This is a genomic window from Actinophytocola sp. (assembly GCF_050699935.1).
Lineage (GTDB): Bacteria > Actinomycetota > Actinomycetes > Mycobacteriales > Pseudonocardiaceae > Actinophytocola.
The window spans coordinates 1-22472 of sequence record NZ_JBOHGB010000020.1; the positions used below are offsets into that span (position 1 = coordinate 1).

General features: G+C 72.0%; 22 protein-coding genes. 13 read left to right on the top strand and 9 right to left on the bottom strand.

Going from position 1 to position 22472, the window contains the following annotated elements:
• Positions 1–225 precede the first annotated feature (225 nt).
• Together ACRDTB_RS09915 and ACRDTB_RS09920 are read left to right on the top strand one after the other, a co-directional pair.
• Positions 226–627 (top strand): rhodanese-like domain-containing protein, encoded by a 402-nt coding sequence (locus tag ACRDTB_RS09915; RefSeq protein ID WP_431429738.1) that lies wholly within the window; start codon positions 226–228, stop codon positions 625–627.
• Between the two features lie 23 nt (positions 628–650).
• The gene (locus tag ACRDTB_RS09920; RefSeq protein ID WP_431429739.1) at positions 651–1133 is read left to right on the top strand and encodes an SDR family oxidoreductase; all 483 of its coding nucleotides are present in this window, start codon (positions 651–653) and stop codon (positions 1131–1133) included.
• A 39-nt stretch (positions 1134–1172) separates the two neighbouring features.
• Here the strand turns inward: ACRDTB_RS09920 and ACRDTB_RS09925 are convergent, their stop codons facing one another.
• From ACRDTB_RS09925 to ACRDTB_RS09940, 4 genes are all read right to left on the bottom strand, one after another.
• Positions 1173–1520 (bottom strand): hypothetical protein, encoded by a 348-nt coding sequence (locus ACRDTB_RS09925; protein WP_431429740.1) that lies wholly within the window; start codon positions 1518–1520, stop codon positions 1173–1175.
• Positions 1520–1744, bottom strand: coding sequence for a DUF397 domain-containing protein (locus ACRDTB_RS09930; RefSeq protein WP_431429741.1), 225 nt, complete (start codon positions 1742–1744; stop codon positions 1520–1522). Before ACRDTB_RS09930 ends, ACRDTB_RS09925 begins: the two co-directional genes overlap by 1 nt.
• A gap of 222 nt (positions 1745–1966) precedes the next feature.
• On the bottom strand, positions 1967–2872 hold the full coding sequence (locus ACRDTB_RS09935; protein ID WP_431429743.1) for a helix-turn-helix domain-containing protein: 906 nt from the start codon (positions 2870–2872) through the stop codon (positions 1967–1969).
• A 141-nt stretch (positions 2873–3013) separates the two neighbouring features.
• Complete coding sequence (locus ACRDTB_RS09940; RefSeq protein ID WP_431429744.1) at positions 3014–4147, bottom strand: S1 family peptidase; 1134 nt, start codon at positions 4145–4147, stop codon at positions 3014–3016.
• Positions 4148–4267: 120 nt separating this feature from the next.
• On the opposite strand from ACRDTB_RS09940, the gene ACRDTB_RS09945 reads away from it, so the two are divergent.
• The 3 genes from ACRDTB_RS09945 (at position 4268) to ACRDTB_RS09955 (ending at position 10034) form a co-directional block, all read left to right on the top strand.
• Positions 4268–5209 carry an MBL fold metallo-hydrolase gene (locus ACRDTB_RS09945; protein ID WP_431429745.1) on the top strand — a complete coding sequence of 314 codons (942 nt, stop codon included), beginning with the start codon at positions 4268–4270 and terminating at the stop codon, positions 5207–5209.
• Between the two features lie 46 nt (positions 5210–5255).
• Entirely contained in the window at positions 5256–9620 is a 4365-nt protein-coding gene (locus ACRDTB_RS09950; protein WP_431429747.1) for an AAA domain-containing protein, read from the top strand.
• A 93-nt stretch (positions 9621–9713) separates the two neighbouring features.
• Positions 9714–10034 carry a hypothetical protein gene (locus ACRDTB_RS09955; protein ID WP_431429748.1) on the top strand — a complete coding sequence of 107 codons (321 nt, stop codon included), beginning with the start codon at positions 9714–9716 and terminating at the stop codon, positions 10032–10034.
• A gap of 247 nt (positions 10035–10281) precedes the next feature.
• Here the strand turns inward: ACRDTB_RS09955 and ACRDTB_RS09960 are convergent, their stop codons facing one another.
• The 5 genes from ACRDTB_RS09960 to ACRDTB_RS09980 all read right to left on the bottom strand — a co-directional run bounded on the left by ACRDTB_RS09960 (position 10282) and on the right by ACRDTB_RS09980 (position 14206).
• Positions 10282–11061 carry an IclR family transcriptional regulator domain-containing protein gene (locus ACRDTB_RS09960; protein ID WP_431429749.1) on the bottom strand — a complete coding sequence of 260 codons (780 nt, stop codon included), beginning with the start codon at positions 11059–11061 and terminating at the stop codon, positions 10282–10284.
• Between the two features lie 16 nt (positions 11062–11077).
• Positions 11078–11623, bottom strand: a complete 546-nt coding sequence (pcaG, locus tag ACRDTB_RS09965; RefSeq protein WP_431429751.1) for a protocatechuate 3,4-dioxygenase subunit alpha — start codon at positions 11621–11623, stop codon at positions 11078–11080.
• Positions 11623–12324: a protocatechuate 3,4-dioxygenase subunit beta gene (pcaH, locus tag ACRDTB_RS09970; RefSeq protein WP_431429752.1), complete on the bottom strand. Its 702-nt coding sequence runs from the start codon at positions 12322–12324 to the stop codon at positions 11623–11625. Before pcaH ends, pcaG begins: the two co-directional genes overlap by 1 nt.
• Positions 12325–12623: 299 nt before the next feature.
• A complete protein-coding gene (locus ACRDTB_RS09975; RefSeq protein WP_431429802.1) occupies positions 12624–13358 on the bottom strand; it encodes a CoA-transferase subunit beta in 735 nt (244 codons plus the stop codon).
• 29 nt (positions 13359–13387) lie between these two features.
• Positions 13388–14206 (bottom strand): CoA transferase subunit A, encoded by an 819-nt coding sequence (locus ACRDTB_RS09980; RefSeq protein WP_431429803.1) that lies wholly within the window; start codon positions 14204–14206, stop codon positions 13388–13390.
• Between the two features lie 210 nt (positions 14207–14416).
• Between ACRDTB_RS09980 and ACRDTB_RS09985 the strand changes: the two genes are divergently transcribed.
• From ACRDTB_RS09985 to ACRDTB_RS10020, 8 genes are all read left to right on the top strand, one after another.
• Positions 14417–15349: an ABC transporter substrate-binding protein gene (locus ACRDTB_RS09985; RefSeq protein ID WP_431429753.1), complete on the top strand. Its 933-nt coding sequence runs from the start codon at positions 14417–14419 to the stop codon at positions 15347–15349.
• A 180-nt stretch (positions 15350–15529) separates the two neighbouring features.
• Positions 15530–16306: an ABC transporter permease gene (locus ACRDTB_RS09990; protein ID WP_431429754.1), complete on the top strand. Its 777-nt coding sequence runs from the start codon at positions 15530–15532 to the stop codon at positions 16304–16306.
• Positions 16307–16514: 208 nt separating this feature from the next.
• Complete coding sequence (locus ACRDTB_RS09995) at positions 16515–17291, top strand: ABC transporter permease (RefSeq protein WP_431429755.1); 777 nt, start codon at positions 16515–16517, stop codon at positions 17289–17291.
• Complete coding sequence (locus ACRDTB_RS10000) at positions 17288–18070, top strand: ABC transporter ATP-binding protein (protein WP_431429756.1); 783 nt, start codon at positions 17288–17290, stop codon at positions 18068–18070. The genes ACRDTB_RS09995 and ACRDTB_RS10000 overlap by 4 nt, the downstream gene beginning before the upstream one ends.
• Positions 18067–19539 carry an aldehyde dehydrogenase family protein gene (locus ACRDTB_RS10005; RefSeq protein WP_431429757.1) on the top strand — a complete coding sequence of 491 codons (1473 nt, stop codon included), beginning with the start codon at positions 18067–18069 and terminating at the stop codon, positions 19537–19539. The genes ACRDTB_RS10000 and ACRDTB_RS10005 overlap by 4 nt, the downstream gene beginning before the upstream one ends.
• The gene (locus tag ACRDTB_RS10010) at positions 19540–20718 is read left to right on the top strand and encodes a 4-hydroxybenzoate 3-monooxygenase (protein ID WP_431429759.1); all 1179 of its coding nucleotides are present in this window, start codon (positions 19540–19542) and stop codon (positions 20716–20718) included. It begins immediately after the preceding gene.
• Positions 20715–21836, top strand: coding sequence for a 5-methyltetrahydropteroyltriglutamate--homocysteine S-methyltransferase (locus ACRDTB_RS10015; protein WP_431429760.1), 1122 nt, complete (start codon positions 20715–20717; stop codon positions 21834–21836). The genes ACRDTB_RS10010 and ACRDTB_RS10015 overlap by 4 nt, the downstream gene beginning before the upstream one ends.
• A gap of 42 nt (positions 21837–21878) precedes the next feature.
• Complete coding sequence (locus tag ACRDTB_RS10020; RefSeq protein ID WP_431429761.1) at positions 21879–22460, top strand: TetR/AcrR family transcriptional regulator; 582 nt, start codon at positions 21879–21881, stop codon at positions 22458–22460.
• Positions 22461–22472 lie beyond the last annotated feature (12 nt).

Consider the following 22472-nt stretch of genomic DNA (forward strand, 5'->3'; position numbering starts at 1 on the left):
TCCGGGGCAGGAGCCAGACGGAGGCGAGGGAACCGACAGCGGAGAGGTCACTAACCGGCGCTCGATGGCGCGTCCCCTTGTCATCGCTTCACGGTTCCGGGGAAGCCGGGGGCGGCAGTGTCATGAAAGCCCTCGAAGGGCGACCGACGCAGGCCGTCACCCCGACTTCCGCCTAGTTCCTACCACAAGCCCCCTTAGCGAGCCTGCACGGAAGAGGGTGCACTAGTGACCGACGTCGTGACGGGCCTGCTCCAGCGGGCCCGTGCGCGGATCACGCGGTACCAGCCGGCCGAGGCGGCCGAGGTGATGCGCCGCGGTGCCATCCTCGTCGATCTGCGGCCCACCGAGTACCGGTGGCGCTTCGGCGAGGTGCCCGGCGCGATCGCGGTGTCCCGGCACGTGCTGGAATGGCGGCTGGACGTCACCAGCGAGCACCGGCTCAAGGAGCTTCGCCGCGGCGACCCGGACCAGGAGGTGGTCCTCATGTGCAACGAGGGCTACACCTCCAGCCTGGCCGCGCACCAGGTGATGACGCAGCTCGGGCTGCGGCGGGTCGCCGACGTGGTGGGCGGGTTCGCCGCCTGGCACGCGGCCGGGCTGCCCACGGTGTCGCGGCTGACCAGGTAGCCGCGCCCGTACGAGGAGGCCACTTGGCACGGACCGCCCTGGTCACCGGCGGGGCCGGGTGCGCGACGCGGCTGGCCGCCGACGGGCTCGACGTGGTCACCGCGGACCTCACGACCGGCGCCGACCTCCGGCTCGACGTCACCGACGCGGGCCAGGTGGCCACGGTGGTCGCCGAGCCGGGGCCGGGTCGACATGCTGGTGAACAGCGTGCTCGGCCCGGCCAAGCCGCTCGCCGAGGTGACCGACGCAGGGTGTGCGGCGACGTTCCAGCTGAGCTCGCGACCACCGGCGTACTGGTCGACGCGGTCGCTCCCGCGATGATCGAGACACCGAGCACGGCGTCAGTCGAACCGGCGACGCTGGATCGGCTGGTGAGCCGGATCCCGATGGGCCGGCCCGGCCGCGCGGCGGAGGTCGCCGAGCTGGCCGCCTGGCTGGGTTCGGATCGTTGCAGCTTCTCCACCGGCTCGATCCACGACATCGGCGGAGGCAGGGCCGTGTACTAGGGACGCACCTGGCGGCCAGGGATTCCGCCAGGTGCGGCCCTATGCGCTCACCCGGGTGGGAACCAGCAGCGCGCCTGGGGTGTGGTCGTCCGGCAGTGCAAGCATCGCCGCGAGCACCTCGCTCGCCGGGCCGACCTCCCGCCAGAACACCTGGCGCGGGGCGAGCACGTCCTGGTCGGGCGGCATCCGTGCGGCGACCACCTCGTCCTCGCCGTGCAGCCGCACCACGTCCACGATGTTGTGGTGGGCCCGCACGCCGACGACCGCCAGCACATCGCCGTTGTCGTCTCTGGGGTCGATGAACCGGAAGCCGCGCGCCACCAGCGCGCGGAGCTGGGCATCGGTGCTGGCCGCGGTGGACACCCGCGACGCGGCACTGGAAGCCATCAGTCCTCCCGTTCCCGCACGTCGGCCAGGAAGGCCACGAGGTGGGCCCGGGTGTAGACGAGCACCGGGCCGTGCGGGTCGCGGGAGTTGCGCACTGCCGCCATCTCATCGCCGGGCCAGCTGAGCTCGACGCAGTTACCCTGGGCGCCGCTGCGACTGCTCTTGCGCCACACAGCGGCCTCGAGCCGGTCAGCCGGCACGCCGTTTCGAACTTCGCCCGCCATGGTCCCACCTTTCCGACTATCAACAGTGGGGGTGCACCTGCACGTGCAGCTGCATACACGGACGATAACACGGGCTTCTGCAGTGGTAAATGCACGTGCAAGTGCGGTTTGCGCGTACGCGCGGACCAAGATCCGTTACCACTGGTATTCGCCCAGGTTGAGTGCAAATTGCCGATTGCACAGACGTTCAACTACTGAACGTCATCACCCGATCGAGTGCCGTCAGAGCTCCTGGCGCAGCTTCGACATGAACTGTCTGCTGCGGTCCGGCGTCTCCGCGTCGACCGCGAGCCGGTCGATGACGCGGCTGTAGACCTCGATCTCGTGCGGCCGGTCGAGGTACAGCGCGCCGCTGAGGTGCTCGATGTAGACCACGTCCGGCAGCGTCGGCTCGGCGAACCGCAGGATGCTGAACGGGCCCTCCGCCGCGTAGCCGCTCCTGTCGTAGGGCACGACCTGCAGCGTGATGTTGGGTTGCTTGGTCACCTCGAGCAGGTGGTCCAACTGCGCGCGCAGCGCGGCGGCACCGCCGATCGGCCGGTGCAGCACCGCCTCGTCGATGACCGCCCACAGCCGCGGCGCGCCCTGCCGGAACAGCAGCTTCTGGCGCTGCAGGCGCAGCTGCACGCGTCGCTCGGTCTGCTCGTCGAGGTGCACCGGCTGGCCGTGGCTGACCACCGCCCGCACGTACTCCTCGGTCTGCAGCAGGCCGGGCACGAACAGCAGCTCGTAGTTCTGGATGAGGGAGGCGGACTCCTCCAGGCCGACGAAGTTGGAGAACCAGTCCGGCATGAGGTCGGTGTAGCGGTGCCACCAGCCGCGCTCGTTGGACTTGCGCACCAGGTCCAGGTAGAACGCGCGCTCGTTCTCGTCCTCGACGCCGTACATCGTGAGCAGGTCGACGACGTCGCGTTCCTTGAAGCCGACCCGGCCGAGCTCCATCCGGCTGATCTTCGAGTCCGAGCCGCGGATCGCCCACCCGGCGTCGGCGCGCGTGATGTCCGCCGCCTCGCGCAGGCGGCGCAGCTGGGCGCCGAGGACGATCCGGCGGGCGGTCGGCGCTCCGCTGACCTCCGCGCCGGGAGTGGGGGACTGCTCCACGCCATCGCGAGGATCGTCCACCGCCATCTCGGCCTCCAGTACTCGATCAGCTGGTCACCATCAGTCAACTCAGAGTACGCGTTCGCCCGCCGCTCCGGGAGTAGCACCGCTCGGCGAAACCCGGGTCGGGCACCGCCGCACCCGGGTGAGCGCGACGGTGCGTCCCGGCTACGCGGTCACCAGGGACAGCCCGTACACCGCGAGGATCTCGTTCACCGGCTGGAACCACGTCTGTCCACCGCTGCCGCAGTTGCCCCAGCCACCGGACGTCACGCCCTGGGCCTGGTCGCCGGAGATGAACGAGCCGCCGGAGTCGCCCGGCTCGGCGCACACGCTGGTCTTCGTCATCTGGTGCACCGCGCCCTGCGCGTAGTTGACCGTCTCGTTCTTCGCCAGCACGGTGCCGCAGTGCCAGTGCGTGGTGGAGCCGGACCGGCAGATCGACGCGCCCACCGGCGCCTCGCCCGAGCCGCGCACGAGCTGGTCGGGCACGGTGCCCCAGCCGAGCACGACCGGCACGGTCCACCAGCCGTGGCCGATGCGGATGAACGAGTAGTCGTTGTCCGGGAAGGAGGATCCGGCGAAGCTGCCCATCGCCGAGCCGTCCCAGCCGGTCACCGACGCGCCGACGCCGCCGCAGTGCCCGGCGCTGACGAAGCCGCCGTGCACCGAGAACCCGATGGAGCAGCGGACGTTGCCGTTGATGTAGTACGGGTCGCCGCCGACCGTGCCCGCCGCGAACGGACGTGGCAGGTGGTCGGTCTCCGCGACCGTCACCGGACCGGCCTTCCTCGCCGCGTCGAGGAAGCCGGACACGGCCGCGCTCGACCGGGCGCCCCGGCGGACGGTGACGACCACGCTCCCCGACCGCGGGTCGACCTGCCAGCCCGCCACGTCCGCGGGCGCGCGCAGCCGGTCCACCTCGGCCTTCGTGGCATCCAGCGACGCCTGAGTGTGCTCGACCATCGCCACCTCGGCGCCGGTCGCCCGCACCGCGGCCGCACTGTCCGATGTGGTCAGTCCAACCACGAGCCTGCCGCGCTGCGGGTCGAACCACGCGCCGCCGTAGGCCGGGCCGGCCGCCTCGCGGGCCGCCGGCCCGATCCCGATGGCGGTCGACTCCTGACGCAGCCGCGTCCGCGCCTGCGCCTCGGACAGCCCGAGGTCACGACTCATCGCCGCGACCACGCCCTCCGACGCGACCGCGACGCCGTCCGCGCCGGCCGCGGCCGTGCTCGTGGCCGTGCCCAGTACGACGAGCGCACACGCGCCCACCGACACAAGCGTTCTCGCTCGCTTCATGGTGCTCTCGTTTCTCAGCAGGGATGAGAGGTGAGAGCGCTCTCACGGTTCACCGTGGTACGTCCGACACGACCGCGTCAAGGGTCTAGACCAAATTTCGTCGGTCCTAGGGTGTGCGACATGAGCACGACCGCGCACGACGTCACCTCCCCCGGCCCGCCGCGCGTGGAGGAGGTGAGCGACGGCGTGTTCGCCTACCTCCAGCCGGACGGCACCTGGTGGATCAACAACACCGGCTTCCTCGCCGGCACGCGCGGGGTGGTCAGCGTGGACGCGTGCTCGACCGAGCGGCGCACCCGCGCCTACCTCGCGGCGATCCGCCGGGTCACGCCGCGGCCGGTGCGCACGCTGGTGAACACCCACCACCACGGCGACCACACGTTCGGCAACTTCCTGTTCCCCGGCGCGACGATCGTGGCGCACGAGGGCACCCGCGACAGCGTGCTCGCCTTCGGCCCGCCGATCGACGAGCCGATATGGAACAAGGTCGACTGGGGCGCGGTGGAGATCGAGCCGCCCTTCCTCACCTACCCCGAGGGCGTCACCGTCTGGGTCGACGACCTGCGCTGCGAGGTCCGGCACGTCGGCACGCCCGCGCACACGACGAACGACTCGATCCTGTGGATCCCCGAGCGCGGCGTCCTGTTCTGCGGTGACCTGCTCTTCAACGGGGGCACGCCGTTCCTGATGCAGGGCTCGGTCGCGGGCGCGATCTCGGTGCTCACCGACGTCGTGAAGCCATTGGGCGCCACGACGATCGTGCCCGGCCACGGTCCGGTCGCCGGCCCGGACCTGATCGACCATGTGCTGGGGTACCTGCGGTTCGTGCAGGACAGCGCGCGGGCCGGGAAGGCCGCGGGGCTCGCGCCGCTGGAGGTGGCGCGCGAGCTCGACCTCGGTGCGTACGCCGGGCTGTCCGACCCCGAGCGGATCGTCGGCGACCTGCACCGCGCGTATGCCGAGGTGGACGGGGCCGCGCCGGGCGTGCGGCTCGACTCCATCGCGATGCTGCGGGACATGGTGGCCTACAACGGCGGAAAGCCGTTGTCCTGCCTGGCATAGCGCGAACCCTGTATCTTGGTGTCCTCCAAGGCAGGTGGTGGACCGGGTGACCGAAACGCACCGGGGGGCGAACCAGGAGGCCGACCCGATGGTCGGCCGCGCCGTGCGGCTGTTCGAGTTCCTCGGCCGAACCCAGCAGCTGCGCAACCTCCCGCCGCGAACGGTCGAGGGCTACCGCTCGGTGCTCTGGCTCGACGAGCTCCCCGACCACCCGGCCGTCACCGCCGCGCACCGCGGCGAGCCCGGGCTCGACGACCCGATCCTCACCGTCGACCGGGTCGCGCGCGTCGAGCCGCCGCCGCCCGATGGGTTCAACCTGGACCGCTGGGACGACCCCGACCTGCCCCCGGTGCCGCCCGAGGATCCGGTCCTGCGCGAGCGGTTCGACGAGTGGCTCGTCGACTGGCGGGAGTGGGCCGATCGGGAGCGTCGCGACCGGCCGGTTCGTGCCTGGTACGGCCAGCTGTTCGCCACCTACGTCGCGGCCACCGGCAACCCCGAGGAGCTGGAGCTGGTCGTCGGCGTCGGCTGCCTCGCGTGGGCGCCGCCCGGCCACCCCGAGGTGCGCCGGCACGTGCTCACCGCGCCCGTGACGATCACCCTCGACGACGACACCGGGCGGCTCGCCGTGTGCCGGGTGGAGTCGGTCGACGTGGCGGACGTCGAGCTGGACATGCTCGACCCGGGCGTGATCCCGAACCCGCGGCACGCCAACGAGATCCGCACTCAAGCCCGCGAGTTCGCCGGCCACCCGCTGGACCGCACGGAGGCCGGCGCGCTCGTCCGCCGCGTGGTGCACACGCTCGACGCCGCCGGCGAGTACCGCGACGCCGACTCGGTGCCCGCGGCGGCGGACCACGCGGTGGCGGCGTTCGCGCCGGCGGTCATCCTGCGCCGACGCTCGCAGCAGGGCCTGGTGGAGATCTTCTCGACGATCGTCGACCAGCTCACCGAGTCCGGCGAGGTGCCCGACGGGCTGCGCCCGCTCGTGGACCCGGACCACCACCCCGCCCCACGAGCCGCCGCCCCCGCCGGTGACGGCACAACGGGCGCGATGGTGCGGGTGGACGACGACGAGTTCCTGCCGCTGCCCGTCAACGACACGCAGCTGCGGATCATCCGGCAGGTCGACACCCAGGCACAGACCCTCGTACAGGGCCCGCCGGGCACCGGCAAGACGCACACCGCCGCCGCGCTGCTCTCGCACCTGCTGGCGCAGGGCAAGCGGGTCCTGGTCACCGCGCACACGGACCGGGCGCTGCGCGAGGTGCGCGACAAGCTGCCGGCCGCGATCAAGCCGCTGTCGGTCGGCGTCGTGGGCACGTCGCGGGAGGACATGTCCGACCTCAAGGTGGCCGTCGAGCGGATCGCCGCGGCGGCCACCGAGCACGACGAGGCCGTGGCCGCGCGGACCGTGCGCGGCTGCCTCGACGAGATCGAGCGGCTCCGCGGCCGCCGCGAGGACCTGCACGAGCAGCTCGTCGCGGCCCGCGAGGACGAGGTCCGCGAGCACTCCCACGCCGGCTACCACGGCACGCTCGCGGCGATCGCGCGAGCGCTGGAGGCGCGGCGCGAGCGGTTCGGCTGGCTCGCCGAGCACGTGGACGTCCGACCCGACGAGGCGCCGCCGCTGACCGGTGACGAGCTCGTCGAGTGGCGTGAGCTGCTGCGTGACAAGGCGCTGTCGTCCGACGAGCTCGAGGCCGGCGGCCGGCTCGTCGACCTGACCACGGTGCCCGAGTCTCCCCAATTCGCCGACCTGGTGGCCGCCGAGGAGGCCGCGGCAGCCGCCGACCAGGAGCGCGACCCGGAGAAGGGCCACCTGGCGTTCGACGCGATCCGCCGGATCGACGCGGCCGCGCGCGAGCAGCTGCGCCGGCGGCTGAGCGAGCTGGCCGACGAGGCGGACGACCTGGCACGGCGCCGCGAGACGTGGATGAACGACGCGCTCGGCGACATCCGGTCCGGCCGCGGGCGGGCGTGGCACGGCCGGGCGCAGCAGATCGGCGCGCTGGTGGCCCAGGCGAACCAGCTCGTGGCGCAGCTTGGTCCACTCACGACGGTCGAAGTGGACGGTAACGCGACGCTGCTCGTGCCGCCCGCCCAGCAGCTGGGTGCCCACCTCGGCGGCGGCGCGCTGAAGACCGGGCCGGACGGCATGCCGAAGCTCGGCGCGCTCACCCCGCGGCCGGTCAAGCAGGCACAGGCGCTGTTCGCGCAGGTGCGGGTGGACGGGCTGCCGCCGACCAACGCCGGGCAGGTGGCCGCGTTCCTGGTGTGGGCGGAGCTGACGAAGGTCCTCGCCGCGCTCGACCGGTCGTGGCCGGCCGGGGTGGCGGTGTCGGGCGGGTCGGTGCACGAGCGGGTCCAGTGGCACAGCACGGAGCTGGACCAGCTGCACCGGGTGCTGCGGCTGTCGGAGGCGCTGGAGACCGAGCAACGCCTGCTGGCCGAGGCCGGACTGCCGCGTCCCGATTGGACGGACCTGGACGCGGTGCGCGCGTACGTGAAGCTGGTCGACGTGGCCGCGGCGGCGGACGCGCACGCGGCGGCGACCGTGCCGCTGCACCGGATCGAGGCCACGCTGTCGGTCGCGGCCGGGCACGCGGACGCGGCGCCGTGCGTGCGGGCCCTGCGCGATGCGGCCCGCCGGCGCGACCCGGACTCGTACGCGTTGGCGCACAAGCGATTGGAGCGGTTGCACGAGGTGCGCCGGCTGGTGGGGCGGCGCGACGAGCTCGCGGCCCGCGTGCCCTCGCGGCTGCGGACCGCGATCGAGGCGACCGCCGACGAGTCCACCTGGGATGGTCGGCTGCCGTCGTTCGCCGAGGCGTGGGCGTGGGCGGCGACCGGCTCGTGGGTGCTCGACCAGGGCGCCGCGGACGTGAACGCGCTGCAGGCGGAGATCGGGCTGACCGAGCAGCGGATCCGCGGCGAGGTCGAGACGCTGGCGGCGACGCGGGCGTGGGGGCACGCGGTGTCGCCGGACCGGCTGACCGGGCAGGCGCGGGCGAACCTGGAGCACTACGCGTACCTGGTACGGCGACTGGGCAAGGGCACCGGTCGGTACGCGCCGCAGCGGCGGGTCGAGGTGCGCCAGGCGATGGACCGCTGCCGGCCGGCCGTGCCGGTGTGGATCATGCCGGTGTACCGGATCGCGGAGCAGCTGGCGATCCGCCCGGGCATGTTCGACGTGGTGATCGTCGACGAGGCGTCACAGGCCGGGCTGGAGGCGACGTTCCTGCAGTACCTGGCCCCGCGGATGGTCGTGATCGGGGACGACAAGCAGGTGTCGCCGTCCGCCGTCGGCGTGGACCAGCAGCAGCTGCGCGACCTCGCCGGCCAGTACCTCGCGGACGACCCGTACCGGTCCGCGTGGCAGGACCCGCAGCGCAGCCTGTTCGACGAGGCGAAGATGCGCTACCGCGGGCTGCTCACGCTGACCGAGCACCGGCGGTGCGTGCCGGAGATCATCGCGTTCTCCAACCGGGTCGCGTACGAGCCGGACGGGATCCGGCTGGTGCCGGTGCGCCAGTACGGTGCCGACCGGTTGGAGCCGATCCGCCCGGTGTACCTGCCGGACGGGCACGTGGTGGGCACGACGAACAAGGTCAACCCGGTCGAGGTCGAGGCGGTCGCGGAGGCGCTGGAGAAGTGCATCGCCGACCCGCGCTACGACGGGCTGACGTTCGGCGTGATCTCGCTGCTGGGCACCGCGCAGGCGAAGGCGATCGAGCGGCGGCTGCTGGAGCGGATCACGCCGGAGGAGTGGGCGGCGCGGCGGATCCAGTGCGGTGACTCGGCGGACTTCCAGGGTGCCGAGCGGGACGTGATGTTCCTGTCGATGGTGGCGGCCGGGCCCACGCAGGTGCCGCTGACGCGGGAGCTGTTCGTGCAGCGGTACAACGTCGCGGCGTCGCGGGCGCGGGACCAGATGTGGTTGTTCCACTCGATCCCGCCGGGGGCGCTGGACAACGCGGAGGACATGCGGTTCCAGCTGCTGGACCACTGCTACGGGGTGGTCGCGACGCCCGCGGACTCGTTCCTGAGCCTGCCGTCGCCTCCGGACACCCTCGTGGAGCCGTTCGACTCGCTGTTCGTCCAGCACGTGGCGAACCGGCTGGTGGAGCTGGGGTATTCGGTGGTGCCGCGGTACTCGGTGGACTCGGTGGTTCTGGATCTGGTGGTCGTCGGCGCCCGGTCCCGCCTGGCCGTCCTGTGCGAGGGCGACGAGTGGCGGGGCGCGGCCGCGTACGAGCGCGAGCTGGCGCGGCACCGGGACCTCGAGCGGTGCGGGTGGCGGTTCTTCCGGGTCCGGGCGTCCTCGTTCTACGTCTCGCCCTCGGCGGTGCTGGACCGGCTCGTCGCGACGCTGGGTCAGCTGGACATCCAGCCCCGCGCACACCACTAGTCCGCCAGACGTGCCCTAGGGGCGACCCGGAATCTTCCCGGATCTGTGCCGTTCGCCCTGTCCAGCGGCGTGGTGCGGGGTGACCCTGGGAGTATGAGTCACGAGTTGAGCAGCGCGGACCTGCGGGCCATCGCACAACTGGCCGACGACCCGGCGCGCCGCTACGAGCTGTCCGCGGAGATCACGATCATCGTCCACGACCTGGACGCGCTCCGGGCGGCGGCCAAACGGGCGTTCGACCACGGCCGCTTCGCGAGCGAGGCCGAACGCACCCGGGCCTGGCAAGCGATCGAGAACAACCCGACCGGCCTGATCTCGCAGGCGATCGACTTCGCCCGCCTGACCGAGGACATCCCCGGCATCCTGGGCCACACCGCCGACTGGCGGGTCCGCCCCGCCACCGACGCCCCCTGACCACGGTGAACGGCGCCACTCGCCGCCGGAACCTGTCCACAGCCCAACCCGCACACCCCGAAACCGTCGGCCCTCGCCGATACGCTGGAAAACGGGGCCCCCGCGCCGGCCGGGGTTGTCCACAGAGCTTGGTCGGCGGAGCAGGAATTGTCGGTGCCCGCTGGAAGAATGGATGCCGGGGGCCGGAGGCCAGCACCCACCCGATCCCGGCGAGACGACATTCCGCGCCCGTGACCCGCGCAGGCGGTCAGGTGCGGCGGGTGCGGGCGGGTAGGTCCGCCTCCACGCGGGCGGCCGCCTTCAGCAGCGGAGGCAGCAGGTCGCGGCGCATGGCCTCCAGGGACGTGCGGCTCGCGTGGGCCGAGACGTTCACGGCGGCCACGACCTTGCCCGTCCGGTCGCGGATGGGGACCGCCAGGGCACGCAGGCCCTCCTCCAGCTCCTGGTTCACCAGCGCCCATCCCTGGCCGCGCACCCGCGCGAGCTCGCCGCGCAGTGCCGCCACCGACGACACCGTCCGGGCCGTCAGCCGCTCGAGCCGCACCGACGACAGGTACGCCGCCAACTCCGGCTCCGGCAGGCCGGCCAGCAGGACGCGACCCATCGACGTCGCGTACGCCGGGAAGCGGGTGCCCACGCTGATCGACACCGTCATGATCCGGCTCACCGGCACCCGCGCCACGTACACGACGTCCTGACCGTCCAGCACGGACACCGACGACGACTCGTTCACCTCGCCGACCAGCGCCTCCAAGTGCGGCTCCGCCACGTCCGGCAGCGACAGGCTCGACAGGTACGCATACCCCAGCTCCAGCACCTTCGCCGTCAGCGAGAAGAATCGACCGTCGGACCGGACGTACCCGAGCGACGCGAGCGTCAGCAGGAACCGGCGGGCGACGGCCCGCGTCACGCCCGTCGACGCGGCGACCTCACTCAGCGTCAGCTCCGGATGCTCGTGGTCGAAGGCACGGATCACCGACAGCCCACGCTCGAGCGACTGCACGAAGTCCGACCCGCTCCCCGCCACGACACGCTCCTCACAGCTAGACACTGAAGAAGACTGTCTCACGCTCACCCTGGAGCCGGATGTCGAACGCGTACCCGTCGTCGGTCAACCTGGCCACCAGGGTGCTGCGTCCGGGCTCCGGAATGGACGAAAGTACCGGATCGTCTACGTTGGACGGCTCATCCGGAAGGTACACCCGGGTCACCACCCGGTCGAGCAGGCCACGGGCGAACACGGACAGGTCGATGTGCGGCGCCTGCGACCGGCCGTCCGCCCCGGGCACCCGCCCCGGCTTGACCGTGCGAACCTCCCAGCGGCCCTCGTCGTCGGTGGCGCACCGCCCGAAGCCGCGGAAGCCCGGCACGGCCCCGCGAGGGTCGTCCGGGTGGTCGAAACGGCCGTCGGGTGCGGCCTGCCAGCTCTCGACCAGCGCGTCCGGAACCGGCTCACCCGCACCGTCGAACACCCGCCCGCGCAGCCAGAACGCGCCCGGCGCGTCCGCGGCCACCACGAACGGGCCGTCCGCCCAGGTGAGCGCGTGCGCGAAGAACGGCCCGACGGTCTGCGAAGGCGTGAGGTCCATCAGGACTCCATGGGTGTCTGGTCCCGCCCGCGCAGGACGATGTCGAACCGGTACGCGAGCGCCCACTCCGGCACGGTCTCCGACAGGTCGAACGACGAGACCATCCGGGCGCGGGCGCCCGACGGAACCGCGTTGAAGATCGGATCCTGGTAGAACAGCGGGTCCCCGGGGAAGTACATCTGCGTCACCAGCCGCTGCACGAACGCCCGGCCGAACAGCGAGAAGTGGATGTGCTGGGCCCGCCAGGCGTTCTCGTGGTTGCGCCACGGGTAGGCACCCGGCTTCAGCGTGACGAACCGGTAGTGCCCGGTCGAGTCGGTCATGCAGCGGCCCACGCCGGTGAAGTTCGGGTCGAGCGGCGCCGGATGCTGGTCGCGCGCGTGCGAGTACCGGCCGGCCGAGTTCGCCTGCCACAGCTCCACGAGCGTGTCCGGCACGGCGCGGTCGTCGCTGTCGAGGACCCGGCCGTGCACGATGATCCGCTCGCCCAGCGGCTCCCCGTTGTGCTGCCTGGTGAGGTCGCTGTCCGTGGCCAGGACGCGGCCCTCCCCCAGCAGCGGGCCGGTGAGCTCGGTGAGCGAGTGCGGCAGCCGCACCGGCTCGCGGGTCGGCGCGCGCAGCACCGTCGAGCCGTACTCCGGGGACAGCAGCGGCGGGTGCGTGCCACCGGGATCGCGCCGGTAGCCCGGCACTGTGTTCATGGTTCGCTCCGCTCCTCCGCTACTCGCCGTCTTCCTCCGTGCGATGCTCGGCGCTGGCGCGCCCGCGCTTCTCCGCGGAGCGGAGCTTGCGGAGCGACCGTGTCTCCGTCCAGACGGCGAACGCTCCGTCACTCCCGCTCACAGTGTTGAATGGTTCGCTCCGCTCCTCCGCTACCCGCCGTCTTCCCTCCTCACGTACTCGGCGCTCACGCGCCCGCGCGCGATCGTCAGTCCAGACGACGAACACTCCATCACTCCCACTCACAGTGTTGAATGGTTCGCTCCGCTCACGACATCCGTCATGACTTGCTCTCCTCTATGAGCCGGCGCAGTGCCGCCAGCTCCTCGTCCGTGGGCGGCTCGGTGACCGCCACCTCGTCGGCGACCTTGAGGTCCCACCCGGTGGCCGCCCGCACGTCCGCGACCGCCACCCCCGGGTGTACCCGGGTCAGCGTGAGCTCACGCGAGACCGGGTCGGGCTCGAGCACGGCGATGTCGGTGACCACCCGCACCGGACCGCGGCCGCGCAGGCCGAGCTTCTCACGGGAGTCGTACCCGTCGCCGTAGCCCACCGAGGTGACGAAGTCGACCCGGTCCACGAAGGTCCGCGGGTCGTGCCGAACCATCACGAACACCTCGCGGCAGGACGCGGCGATCTCCGGCGCGCCACCCGAACCGGGCAGCCGCACCCGCGGGCGGGCGTAGTCGTCGCCGATGACCGTCGTGTTCAGGTTGCCGAAGCGGTCCAGCTGCGCGGCGGAGAGGAAGCCGACGTCGATCCGGCCGGGCTGCAGCCAGTAGTTGAACACTTCCGGCACGCTCACCACGGCGTCGGCGGTCTCGGCCAGCACACCGTCCCCAATGGACAGTGGCAGCAGGGACGGTTTGGCACCGATCGCGCCGGACTCGTAGATCAGCACGAGGTCCGGCGCGTGCACCCGGCGGGCCAGGTTCGCCGCGGTGGACGGCAGCCCGATGCCGACGAAGCACGACGTGTGGCCGGCGAGCGCCCGCGCGGCCTCGACCGACATCATCTCCTCGGCCGTCCAAGCCGGTGACCCGGTCACGCCGTCGCCGCCGGGGCGTCCACGTGCTCGGCCAGCCAGGCGGTGAACCGGTCGCGGTCGCGGCTCACCGCGTCCCATGCGCGGTACGCGTCGTTGTCCCGGTCGTAGTAGTCCTGCGCGTAGGACGGCCGCGCACCGCCCGGCACCGCCGCGACCGCGGTGACCACCCAGGACGGCAGCACCACCGCACCCGGTCGTGGCTCGAGCTCGTCGACGACCTCCTCGACGGTCACCAGCGACCTCCGCGCGGCCAGCACCGCCTCCTTCTGCACGCCGACGAGCCCCCACAGCTGGACGTTGCCCTTCCGGTCGGCGCGCTGGGCGTGCACGACCGTGACATCCGGCCGCAGCGCCGACACCGCGGCCAGCTCCTCACCGGTGAACGGGCAGGTGACCGTCCGGATCGTGTCGGTGTGCTTCGCGAGGTCCGTGCCCTGGTAGCCGCGCAGCGCGGCGAACGGCAGGTCGGAGGCGCCCGCCACGTACCGGTTCGCCATCCCCGCGTGGCTGTGCTCCTCCAGCTCCAGGGGCGCGGGCCAGCCATTCTCCACCGCGTCCCGCAGCCGGTGCAGCGAGCCGACGCCGGGGTTGCCACCCCACGCGAACACCAGCCGCCGCGCACAGCCGGCGCCGATCAGCTGGTCGTACACGATGTCCGGGGTCATCCGGACGAGCGTCAGGTCACGCCGGCGCCGGCGGATGATCTCCTGCCCCGCGCGCACGGGGATGAGATGGGTGAAGCCCTCCAGTGCGACCGTGTCCCCGTCCCGGACCAGCTCGGCGATCCCCTCGGCCAGCTCCACCAGCTCGGCCACCGATCGCCTCCCGTTCATGATGTGCGCATTACGAACGAACGTTCTCCAGTCGCACGATAGGGAACGCCGTCGTCGCACGTCAACGGTTGACGCTGCCGTGGCGTACCTCTACGTTCACCTTGAGAACGAGCGTGCGATCTCCGAACAACGCCAAACCGCTTCCGGGTGGATGGAGTCCCGCCGATGCGCCGACACCTCGCTGTTCTCCTGTTGACGACAACACTTCTGGCGACCGCCTGCGGCTCGGACGACGATGGGGGGCAGCAGCCGGGCGAGGGCCGGCCCGACAGCGTCACGGTCGGGGTGATCCCGATCCTCGACGTGGCGCCGATCTACCTCGGTATGGAGCAGGGCTTCTTCTCCGATCTGAACATCGAACTGAAGCTGGAGCGGGCCGAGGGCGGCGCGGCGATCGTGCCGGCGGTCGTCTCGGGCCAGTACCAGTTCGGCTTCAGCAACGTGGTGTCACTGCTGCTCGCCCACTCGCAGGGGCTCCCGGTCAAGATCGTGTCCAACGGCAACAACTCCACCGGCGTGGACGGCGAGGACTTCGCGGCGCTGATGGTCAAGTCGGACAGTCCGATCCGGTCCGCGGCCGACCTCGAGGGCCGGACGGTCGCCGCGAACACGCTGCAGAACATCGTGGACACCAGCGTGCGCGCGTCGGTGCGCAAGGCCGGCGGCGACCCGCGCAAGGTCGAGTTCACCGCGCTGCCGTTCCCCGAGCAGCCGGCGGCGCTGCAGTCGGGCCAGGTGGACGCCGTGTTCGTGGTCGAGCCGTTCCAGCAGGCGGTGCTCGCCGAGGGTGGCCGCAAGATCGCCTCCAGCTATGTGGACACCGCGCCGAACCTGACCGTGGCGACCTACTTCGCCTCCCAGCAGCTGATCGGCGAGAACCCGGACCTCGTCGAGCGGTTCACCGAGGCCATGCGGGAGTCACTGTCCTATGCGGACGCCAACCCGGACGAGGCGCGGCAGATCATCGGCAGCTACACGGAGATCGCCCCGGAGGTGATCGAGAAGCTCACGCTGCCGAAGTGGCCGGCCGAGGTGAACCGCGACTCCGTGCAGACGCTCGCGGACCTGGCGCTCGAGGACGGGTTGCTGGAGAAGGAGGCAGATGTGGACGCACTGCTCCCGTGAGCGGGAGCGGGAGCGGGAGCGGGAGCGGGAGCGTTCGCCGTCTGGACTGACGATCGCGCGCCAGCGCCGAGCACGTGAAGAGGGAAGACGGCGAGTAGCGCAGAAGCGAACCATTGAACACCGTGAGCGAGAGCAAGGCGCGGACTGTGAGCGGGAACGCACCATGAGCGAGAGCGCACCGTGAGTACCGCGAGGAGGGTCGTGCTCGGCCTGGTCGGGCTGCTCGGCTTCGCGGTGCTGCTGGAGGTGGCGCCCAGGATCGGCCTCGTGCCCGAGCGGTACGCCCCGCCGACGAGCCAGATCCTCGGCACGCTCGCCGGGCAGATGTCCGAGGAGCGCTTCTGGCTCGCCGTGCTCGACACGCTCCGCACGTGGCTGTTCGGCCTCGCCGTCGCGGTGGCGCTCGGCGTCGTGATCGGTGTGCTCGTCGGGACCGTCCCGGTGCTGCGTGCCGCGACCTCGTCCACGATCGAGTTCCTGCGCCCGATCCCGTCGGTGGCGCTGATCCCGCTTGTCGTCGTGCTGTACGGGTCGACGATCACCTCGACGCTGGTGCTCGTGGTGTACGCGGCGTTCTGGCAGGTGCTCGTCCAGGTGCTGCACGGGGTCGCGGACATCGACCCGGTCGCCCGGGACACCGCGCGCGCCTACCGGCTGGGCCGGTGGCACCGGGTGCGGTACCTGGTCTGGCCGACCGCACTGCCCTACGTCGCGACGGGCGTGCGGCTGGCCGCCACGGTCGCGCTGATCCTCGCGATCACCGGTGAGCTGGTCATCGGCTCGCCCGGGCTCGGCCAAGAGATCGCCACCGCGCGGGCCAGCGGCGCGGTGGCGGCGATGTACGGGCTGGTCGTGGTCACCGGCCTGCTCGGCGTCGTCGCGAACCTCCTCACCCGGGCCGCCGAGCGCCGCGCCCTGCACTGGCACCCGTCCATGCGCACGGAGGCCCCCACATGACCGCCCACCATCGCGAGTCCAACGCTCCCGACCCGCGTGTCCAACCGTCCCGACCCCTGAGTTCAACATTCGCGCGGTCGTCACGAACCGACGACTCGCGAGGCTGGAGCGTTGGACACGCGGGTTCCGAACGTTGGACACGCGGGTTCGGAACGTTGGACTCGCGGGTTCGGAGTGTTGGACTCGCGGGGTTGGTGGGGGTGGGGCGGTGAGTGAGGTGGTCCGGCGGGTGGGGGTCGCGGTTGGGTTGCCGGTTGTGCTGGTGGGCCTGTGGTGGTTCGCCAGTGCGGGGAGCACGGACTTCTACTTCCCACCGCTGTCGCGGATCGTCGAGGTGTTCCCGGAGACCTGGTTCGGGCCGCGGATGGTCGACGATGTGCTGCCCAGCCTCGGACGGCTCGCCGTCGGGTACGGAGCCGCGCTCGTGCTCGGCGTCGGGCTCGGCATGCTGATCGGCTCGAGCCGGACGCTGCGCGCGCTCGTCGAGCCGCTGCTGGAGTTCCTGCGCGCGGTTCCGCCGCCGGTGCTCGTGCCGATCCTCGTGCTCGTCGCGGGCATCGGCGACACCATGAAGATCCTCGTGATCATCTCCGGCTGCCTGTGGCCGATCCTGCTCAACACCGTAGAGGGCGTGCGCGCGGTCGACGAGGTCCTCGCCGACACCTGCCGCACCTACCGGATCCGCGGCCGGCTGCGCTGGTGGCACCTGGTGCTGCGCTCGGCCAGCCCGCAGATCGTCACCGGCGCGCGGCAGGCGCTGTCCATCGGCATCATCCTCATGGTCATCAGCGAGATGTTCGCCGCGAGCAGCGGGCTCGGCTACACGGTCATCCAGTTCAAGGACGGCTTCCAGATCCCGCAGATGTGGAGCGGGGTGATCCTGCTCGGGCTGCTCGGCGTGCTGCTGTCGGTGCTGTTCCGGTTCGTCGAGCACCGCGTCCTCGACTGGTACCACGGCGTCCGGGCCGTGCAGAAGGAGCGATGATGCTGTCGGTCAGCGAGCTGCACAAGGTGTACGACGGGCGGGGCCGGCGGGTCGAGGCCATCGGCGAGATCAGCTTCTCCGTCGACGAGGGCAGCTTCGTGTGCGTCGTCGGGCCGTCCGGCTGCGGCAAGACGACCCTGCTGCGCTGCATCGCCGGGCTGCTGGCGCCGACCAGCGGCGAGGTGACCGTCGCCGGCGCACGCGTGACCGGGCCGCCCGCGGGCCTCGCGATCGTCTTCCAGGACTACGGCCGCAGCCTGTTCCCGTGGCTGCGCGTGGCGGACAACGTCGACCTGCCGCTGCGTGCGGCCGGCACGCCGCGGGCGCAGCGGCGCGGGCTGGTCGATGAGGCGCTCGAGGCGGTCGGGCTCGCCGACGCGCACCAGGCCTACCCGTGGCAGCTCTCCGGCGGCATGCAGCAGCGGGTCGCGATCGCCCGGGCCATCGCCTACCAGCCGAGCGTGCTGCTGATGGACGAGCCGTTCGCCGCGGTCGACGCGCAGACCCGGGCCGACCTGGAGGACCTGATCCGCTCGGTGTGGCAGCGCCTTGGCGTCACCCTGCTGTTCGTCACCCACGACATCGACGAGGCCGTGTACCTCGGCCAGCGGGTGATCATGCTGTCCGCGTCGCCGACGCGCGTGGCCGAGGACCTCGTCATCGACCTGCCGGACGACCGCGACCAGCTGAGCACCCGCGGCGACGCCCGGTTCACCGAGTTGCGTGGCCGGGTGTACGCGCAGATCCAGAAGGCCAAGCTGGAAGGGAAGACCCGATGACCACGACCGAGACGAGACCGCTGCTCGATCCGGGCACGTTCGCCGGAAGTGTCTACAGTGGAGGGTGGGCCACCCCGCGCGGCGGTGTCGCGCCGATCGTCGAGCCGGCCACCGGCGCGGAGCTGGGCACCACCGGTGTGGCCGACGCGGCGGACGTCGCGGACGCCTGTGCCGGCGCCGCCGCCGCGCAGCGCGACTGGGCCGCGGCGACCTACGCCGACCGCGCCGCGGTGCTGCGCAGGGCGGGCGCGCTGATCGAGGCGAACGCCGACGAGCTGTGCGGCTGGGTCGTCCGGGAGACCGGCGCGGTGGCCGGGCTCGCCGAGTTCGCGGTCGGCGTGGCCGCGCAGGAGTGCTACGAGGCGGCGGCGCTGGCGTCCAGGTCTCCGGGCGAGATCCTGCCGACCGCCGAGCCGCGGCTGTCGCTGCTGCGCCGGGTCCCGGTGGGCGTGGTCGGGGTGATCTCGCCGTTCAACGTGCCGCTGATCCTGTCGATCCGCTCGGTCGCGCCGGCCCTCGCGCTGGGCAACGCCGTGGTGCTCAAGCCGGACCTGCGCACCCCGGTCAGCGGCGGCTTCGCGATCGCCCGGGTGCTCGCCGAGGCGGGGCTGCCCGACGGCGTCCTGCACGTGCTGCCGGGCGGTGCCGAGGCGGGCACGGCGCTCATCGAGGACCCGTGCGTGCGGCTGATCTCGTTCACCGGCTCGTCGTCGACCGGCCGGCAGGTCGCTTCGCTCGCGGCCCGGCACCTCAAGCGGGTGCACCTGGAGCTCGGCGGGAACTCCGCGCTGATCGTGCTCGACGACGCGGACGTCGACCGCGCGGTGTCCGCCGCCGCGTGGGGCTCCTACCTGCACCAGGGCCAGATCTGCATGACCGCCGGCCGGCACCTGGTACACGAGCGGCTCGCCGACTCCTATGTGGAGGCGCTGGCCGCGCACGCGAGCGCGCTGCCGGTCGGCGACCCGACCGGCGAGGTGGCGCTCGGCCCGCTGATCGACGCCGGGCAGCGGGACAAGGTGCACGGCCTTGTGACATCCACTGTGGACTCCGGAGCGCGGCTCGCGGCCGGCGGCACCTACGAGGGCCTGTTCTACCGGCCGACCGTGCTCGACGGCGTGCGCACGGACATGCCGGCCTATGCCAACGAGGTGTTCGGCCCGGTGGCGCCGGTCGTGCGGTTCTCCTCCGCCGAGCAGGCCGTCGAGCTCGCGACGGACAGCGAGTACGGGCTGTCGCTGGCGATCCTGACCACAGACGCGATGCGCGGCCTGGCGCTCGCCGAGCGGATCCCGACCGGGATCGTGCACATCAACGACCAGACCGTGAACGACGAGGCGGTCGCGCCGTTCGGCGGCGTGCTCGACTCGGGCACCGGCGCGCGGTTCGGCGGCTCGGCGAACCTCGACGCCTTCACCGACGCCCGCTGGATCACGATGCGCGGCGAGATCCCGGAATACCCATTCTAGATGCGGACCCAGGTAGCCATCGTCGGCGCCGGCCCGGCCGGCCTGCTGCTCGCGCACCTGCTGGCTCTGCGCGGCATCGACTCGGTCGTGCTGGAGCGCCACACCCGCGCCCACATCGAGGCACGGATCCGGGCCGGCGTGCTGGAACAGGGCACCGTCGACCTGCTGACCAAGGTGGGACTGGCGGACCGGCTGCACGCCGAGCGGCTGATCCACCACGGGCTGGAGCTGCTGTTCGACGGGGTCGGCCACCGCGTGCCGCTGACCGAGCTCGCCGGCCGGGAGCTGACGATCTACGGCCAGCACGAGCTGGTGAAGGATCTCGTGGCGGCGCGGCTCGACACCGGCCGGCCGCTGCTGTTCGAGGCACCGGCCGTGGCGGTCGAGGGCGTGGACACCGACTCGCCCGTGGTCCGCTATGTCCACAACGGACGGACCGAGGAGCTGCGCTGCGACGTGGTGGCCGGCTGCGACGGCTTCCACGGGGTGAGCCGGGCCGCGGCGTCGGGGCTGACGGTGTACGAGCACGAGTACCCGTACGCGTGGCTCGGCGTGCTGGCCGAGGTGGCCCCCTCGTCGGAGGAGCTGATCTACGCCTCGCACGACCGGGGCTTCGCACTGCACAGCATGCGCTCCCCCGCAGTGACCCGGCTCTACCTCCAGGTGCGGCCGGACGAGCCGCTGTCCGAGTGGCCCGACTCTCGCGTGTGGACGGAGCTGCGCACCCGGCTCGACCGCACGGCCGGCTTCGAGCTGGCCGACGGACCGATCGTGGACAAGGCGATCACCGCCCTGCGCAGCTTCGTGGTGGAGCCGATGCGCCGCGGCCGGCTCTTCCTCACCGGCGACGCCGCGCACATCGTGCCGGCGACCGGGGCGAAGGGCCTCAACCTCGCCGTCGTGGACGTGGCCGTGCTCGCGTCCGCGCTCGGCCGCTGGTTCGCCGACGGCGATCCCGCCGGCCTGGAGTCCTATTCGGACACCTGCCTGTCACGGGTCTGGCGGGTGCAGCACTTCTCGTGGTGGATGACCTCGATGCTGCACCGCGCGCCGGACGCCGACCCGTTCACCCGGCGGCTGCGGCTCGCCCAGCTGCGCTACCTGACCAGCTCGACCGCGGCCGCGACCTCGTTCGCCGAGAACTACGTCGGCCTGCCGTTCCCGGAAGGAGCATCATGACCGTTCGAGACCTTCCTCCGTTCCGCGCCGACCACGTCGGCAGCCTGCTGCGACCTGCGAAGCTGCTGGCGGCCCGGGAAGATCGCGCGGCCGGCCGGATCTCCGCCGGGCAGTTGCGCGCCGTCGAGAACGAGGCGATCCGCGACGTGGTGGCGATGCAGGCCGAGGTCGGCCTGCGCTCGGCGACCGACGGCGAGTTCCGTCGCACGTCGTGGCACATGGACTTCATCTACCGGCTCGGCGGCATCGGCGCGGGCGACGAGTCGATCAAGGTCCGGTTCAAGAACCCGGACGGGGTGATCGAGTTCAGCACCGCCGCGCTGCATGTGGACAGTCCGGTCCGGTTGCGGGAGACCATCTTCGCCGACGACTTCACGTTTCTGACGTCGGTCGCCGGGCCGGGCGTCACGCCGAAGCTGACGATCCCGTCGCCGAGCATGGTCCACTACCGCGGCGGCCCGGCGGCGCTGAACCCGGAGGTGTACGCCGACGAGGACCTGTTCTGGGCGGACCTGTCCGAGGCGTACGCGCAGCAGATCGCCGCCGTTGCCCGGCTCGGCTGCCGGTACCTGCAGCTGGACGACACGAGCCTCGCGTACCTGAACGACCCCGACCAGCGCGCGCAGCTGGCGGCCCGCGGCGACGACGCCGAGCACCAGCACCTGCGCTACATCAAGCAGATCAACACCGCGCTCGCCGGCCGCCCGGACGGGCTGCGCGTCACCACGCACATGTGCCGCGGCAACTTCCGTTCCTCGTGGGCGGCCGAGGGCGGCTACGACTTCGTGGCGGAGGCGCTGTTCTCCGAGCTGGCCGTGGACGGCTTCTTCCTGGAGTACGACGACGCCCGGTCGGGCTCGTTCGCACCGCTGCGGTTCGTGCCGGCGGGCAAGCAGGTCGTGCTGGGCCTGATCACGACGAAGCGCGGCGCGCTGGAGGACAAGGACGACGTCAAGCGGCGCATCGACGAGGCGGCGCGGTACGTGCCGCTGGAGCAGCTGTGCCTGTCCCCGCAGTGCGGCTTCTCCTCCACGGCCGAGGGCAACGTGCTCAGCTACGACGAGCAGGTGGCGAAGCTGGCACTGATCGCGGAGGTCGCCGCCGAGGTATGGGGCTGAAACTCGCCAGCAAAAGCGAACGGTCGTGCTACTGTGACGGACGTGAGCAAGGGTGAGGCCACCCGGGAGGTGATCCTGGACGCCGCCGGCGAGCTGGCCAGGACGGTCGGCTTCGCGGGCATGTCCATCGGCACGCTCGCGGCCAGCACCCGGCTCTCCAAGAGCGGGCTGTACGCGCACTTCAAGTCGAAGGAGACGTTGCAGCTCCAGGTTCTCGAGCACGCGAAGGCGCGGTTCCTGCGCGAGGTCGTGGTCCCGGCACTCGCCGCGCCCCGCGGCGAGCCGCGCGTGCGGGCCTTGTTCGAGAACAAGCTGCGCTGGAACTCCCAGCCTGGCGGGTGCATCTTCGTCGCCGCCGCGAGCGAGCTCGACGACCAGCCGGGCCCGGTGCGCGACCGGGTCGTGCGCGACCAGCGCGACTGGCTCGACACGCTCGCCGAGGTATGCCGCACCGGCGTCACCGAAGGGCACTTCCGCGCGGACACCGACCCGGCGCAGCTCGCGTTCGAGCTGGACGGCGTGATGCTCTGCCACCACACCTGCGAGCGCCTGCTCGACGACAGGACGGCAGGGGGCCGCGCCCGCACGGCGTTCGAGTCACTGCTCGCCCGACACCGGGCCTGATCCACTTCGCTT